A 4,325-nucleotide genomic window follows, 5' to 3' on the forward strand; every position below is an offset into this window, starting at 1 on the left:
CACCGGCTCATCGGGTTCAGCCGATCGCGCAGGAGGTGCCGTTGAACCAGAAGGCGGAGGGGTTGGCGTCGCTGCTGGACCAGGTGGACTTGAAGCCCCACTGGACGCTGCCGCCCTGCGGGACGGACGGGTTGTAGGACACGTTCTGGGCGTTGACGTTCGGGCCGCTCTGCGACACCGAGGCGTTCCAGGTGTTGGTGATGGTGTTGTCGCCGGGGAAGGTGAAGCCGAGGTTCCAGCCGTTGATCTGGCCGAGGCCGTTGTTGACGACGGTGATGTTGCCGACCGTGACGCCCTGCCACTCGTTCTTGTTGTAGACGACCCGGCAGGCCGCGCTGGTCGGGTGTATCTGGACGACCGTGATGCCGTAGGCGGGTACGGTCTGGGCGGTCGGGCTGCCGGACTGGGCGGTGCCGATCCCGTGGGCGTTCTTGAGGTAGGAGTGGACGGTCGGGGTGGCGGAGGACGGGGTGAACCCGGTGTAGGAGAGGTTCACCGTGGCGTCGTTGTTCGGGTCCTTGTTGATCAGCATGACGTCCACGTCGCCGTTGGCGCGGCGGACGGCGTGCGCGGTGAGCAGCGAGGAGGAGCTGGCGGCCTTGACCAGGGTGTCGCCGGGCGCGCCCAGCCTGCTGATCATCTGGATGCCGTAGTAGGCGGGGAAGGGCGTGTTGGCGGCCGGCTCGCAGGGGGAGCCGCTGGAGACCATGCCGCCGTCGTTGTAGTCGGTGGCGTCCTCGACGGTGGTCACCTTCGTGCAGTCGGTGCCGTTGCGCAGGTCCCACCAGTCCACGTTGAACGCGCCGTTCTCCAGCCAGGTGAGGTAGTTGTCCGGGGCGAACAGTCCGTTGGGGGAGGTGTCGAGGTAGGCCTGGGCGTTCGCCTCGGTCACCGCGATGCCGACGTTGGGGGCGTTGGATCCGGCGTACTGGTTGATCAGCGAGCGCACGGCGCCGGTGATGTTGGCGTTCTGGGCCTGCGGCTTGGTGAGCAGGTCGGCCGGGCTGGTGCTGGTGGGGTAGGCGTGCACGATGGCGAAGTCGATCTTCGAGCCGGCGATCGACAGGACGGTATGGTTCCAGTCCATGGTGTCGCCCGGACCGACCATGCCGTCCGGCCAGTAGCCGGGGGTGGTCAGCACGGCGCCGATCTTGACGCTCGGGTCGGCCGCCTTCATCGCCGAGACGTACTGGAGCACGTTGTTCGCGTAGGCCGTGGCGCTCTTGCTGCTGTGGGTGTCGTACTCCCACTTGGCGCCGTACTCGCCGTTGCCGTAGACCTCGTTGCCGATCTCCCAGTACTTGATGCCGTAGCCCTTGGTGACGTTGGCGTACTGGACCCAGGCGGCGGCCTCCTGGGGGGTGCCCGAGCCGTAGTTGGCGGTGATGATCGGCTGCGCTCCGGCGGCGCGCACGGTGCCCATGAAGGCGTCGAAGCCGGTGTTCGGCGCGACGTACGCACCGGCGTCGGCGGTGCCGGTCTGCCAGTGGTAGACGTCGGAGTGGCTGCCGCCGGGGTAACGGACGGTGTTGATGCCGGCCGTGCTGAGCAGGCCGGGGGTGGCGGCGGAGTTCATGTTGCCGTCGTAGACCGGGATGTTCACGCCGACGCCGGTGGCGGGAACGGTGGCGAGCTGCAGGGCGGCGTCGACCGACACCGACACGGTGCTCGCGGCGGCTGCGGGCGGCGCGACGGCGGCGATCGCGCCGGTGACCGCGAGCGACAGGGCTGCCGCGGCGGCTATGATGCGATCATGACACGAGCGGACTGACCATTTCATTGCATCCCTCCAGTGGGGTGGGGGTGCGTGGTGTTCGAGTGGGGGAAGCGAACTCCCGCGTTCTGGACGGCAGAGGCCCGGTGCGGCTGAATGGGTCGGGCCCGGACGCGAAGCGTGTTCCGTACGGATGCGGGCCGGCGCGGTGGGGCACGCGCGGACACCTGAAGCATCGTCAACTCCTGGCGATCGGAATCCTGGTGAGGCGCAGCAGGACGGCGGACGGGGCCGCCGGCAGGGTCACAGTGAGTTCCGCGGTGTCCGGGTGCCAGGCGGCGCGGACCTGGCTGGACGCCGGGTAGAGCACCTCGACGCGGACCTCGGCGCCGGCCAGGTGGGGCAGGCCGAGGTCCCTGACGGCCTCCTCGCCGGAGCGCCGCCAGGCGGTGAGGTAGGTGGCGGCCGGGGAGTGCAGCGCCAGGGCGATCCACGGGTCCTCCCAGCCCGGGAGCCCGAGCGGCCAGGCAGGCAGCGCCTGCGGCAGGTCGGCGCGGATCGACTTGTGGACGGTCACCGCTTCATGGACCAGGTTCCGTGCCTCTGGCGAGAGTTCGGAGATCCGGCCGGAGAGGTGGATGCGGCCGAGGAGCGCGTTGGCCATGGTCAGGGCGACCTCGTCGGGGGAGTCCCCGGGCAGCGGGTAGGCCCAGACGGCGCCCTGCTCGGGCGTGACGGCGGTGGGGGCCGACGCCGCGATCGGTGCGTAGCGCAGCAGGTCCTGCTGGTCGCTGGTGGACTGCAGCTGGAGTCGGGAGAGCAGGGCGTGGTCCATCCGCATGCCGCCGGAGGCGCAGTTCTCGATCACCAGGTCCGGGTGCCGGTCCAGGATGCCGTCGAGCCAGTCGAGTTGGGCGCGGTTGTGGCCGAGCAGGCCGGCCGCCGGTGCCTCTCCCGGGTGTCTGCTGGTGCCGGAGCCCGGGTCGGTGTTGTGGTCGAGCTTGAGGTAGCCGACGCCCCACTCACCGACCAGGCGGTCCACCACCCGGTCCAGGTGGGCGCGGGCGGCCGGGTGGCGCAGGTCGAGATGGTACCGGCCCCCGCCCTCCTCCACCCGCCGTCCGTCGCGGCGGAAGAACGCCTCCTCCGGAAGGGACCCGGCGACCGGGCTGTGCACCCCGACCGCCTCCGGCTCCAGCCACAGGCCGGGTACCATGCCCCGCTCCCGGACGCGCTCCAGGACCTCGTGGATGCCCTTCGGCCCGGGGAAGCGGGAGGCCGACGGCTCCCAGGCGCCGACGGAGCTCCACCAGTTGCCGCCGTCGTCGTACCAGCCGGAGTCGATGACGAAGTACTCCGCGCCGGCCTCGGCGGCGGCGTCGACCAGGGGCAGCAGCTTGGCCGTGGTCGGGTCGCCCATCAGGCAGTTCATGTAGTCGTTGAAGATCACCGGCAGCCGGTGGTGGTCGGGGTGCGGGCGGCGGGTGGCGCGGCGGTACGCGGTGAGGGCGGCGAACGCCGCGTCCGGTCCGCCGTCCGGGCTGAACGCCAGGGCCACGGGCACGGTGCGGAACTCGGCGCCCGGCTCCAGCGGGTGGCGCCAGCCGTGGTCGGCGTCGTTCGGGCCGAACAGCGCCGCGTACGCGGTGTCGTCGCGCACGCCGCACTCCCCGCGCCAGCCGCCGCCGTTGTGCTCGATCTGCCACACCCAGGTACGGCCGGACTCCCGGTCGGTCAGGCCGCCCATCGGCAGGTGGCCGCAGCTGGACCACACGCCCTGGCCGGCCACGACGCGGGTACTGCGGCCGGAGGTGGTGTGGAAGCGGCCACTGCGTTCGGGCGAGGACACGCGCAGCGGCTCGCGCTGCCAGCGGCATTCGGCGAACCAGTCGTTCTCCGCCCACAGCAGGTCCGCGTGGTCCAGATCCATCGGGTGGCCCCCGGTGAGGCAGCCGGCCACGAGCGAGGAGACCGACTCCAGGTGCAGCGTGCGCGGTCCCTCGTTGCGCAGCAGCACCTCGCCGCGCAGCACCGGCAGCCCGTCCGGGGAGCGGTAGACCGCCTCGGCGGTCAGACCGCTCTCCGGGTCGTGGAGTTCGACGGTGAGTACGTGCCAGTCGCCGTCCCGGGTCGCCTGGTGCGTGCGGTGGCGTAACCGTCCGCCGAGGGCGCTGTTGACGAGGTGGCGGCCCGACCAGTAGCGGCCGAGATCCGCAGTCGTCACCTCCACCAGCGGCAGCGGTGCGGCCGGGCGCGGGGTGGTGGTCTTCTCGCCGGGTGCGCCGATGCGGACCAGGCGAGGGGTGCCGTGCTCGCCCAGGGCGATCTCCAGCTCCAGGGCGTCGTGCCCCCAGCGGATCGTCTCGTGCGGGTCGGTCATGGTGGCCTTCCTCGGTGGGACGGATCAACGAGCTTTCACGGCTCTGTTAGCGTTCACACAGTGCGCAGCACGGCGCAGCCGCCGGGCGGCAGCTGGTTCACCGGCCGGTCCGTGAGCAGGTCGTGGCCAGGCTGCGGCAGCGTGACGTCCTCGGTGCGGTGGTTGATCAGCACGTGCCAGCCGCGGCCGTCCGCCGCGTGGCGGGTGACGGCCTCGACGCCGGTCGGCAGG

3 protein-coding genes are annotated in these 4,325 nt (G+C 71.4%); all 3 read right to left on the reverse strand.

Features of this window, described 5'->3' with window-relative positions; translation table 11 throughout:
- Positions 1–16: 16 nt before the first annotated feature.
- Entirely contained in the window at positions 17–1,780 is a 1,764-nt protein-coding gene (locus AB0O00_RS30940; protein ID WP_363657378.1) for a cellulose binding domain-containing protein, read from the reverse strand.
- A 172-nt stretch (positions 1,781–1,952) separates the two neighbouring features.
- Entirely contained in the window at positions 1,953–4,094 is a 2,142-nt protein-coding gene (locus AB0O00_RS30945; protein WP_363657380.1) for an alpha-galactosidase, read from the reverse strand.
- Between the two features lie 53 nt (positions 4,095–4,147).
- Positions 4,148–4,324: a Beta-galactosidase C-terminal domain gene (locus AB0O00_RS30950; RefSeq protein WP_363657382.1), complete on the reverse strand. Its 177-nt coding sequence runs from the start codon at positions 4,322–4,324 to the stop codon at positions 4,148–4,150.
- Position 4,325: the final 1 nt, after the last annotated feature.

The sequence above is a fragment of the Kitasatospora sp. NPDC093558 genome, from assembly GCF_040683475.1.
Taxonomy (GTDB): domain Bacteria; phylum Actinomycetota; class Actinomycetes; order Streptomycetales; family Streptomycetaceae; genus Kitasatospora.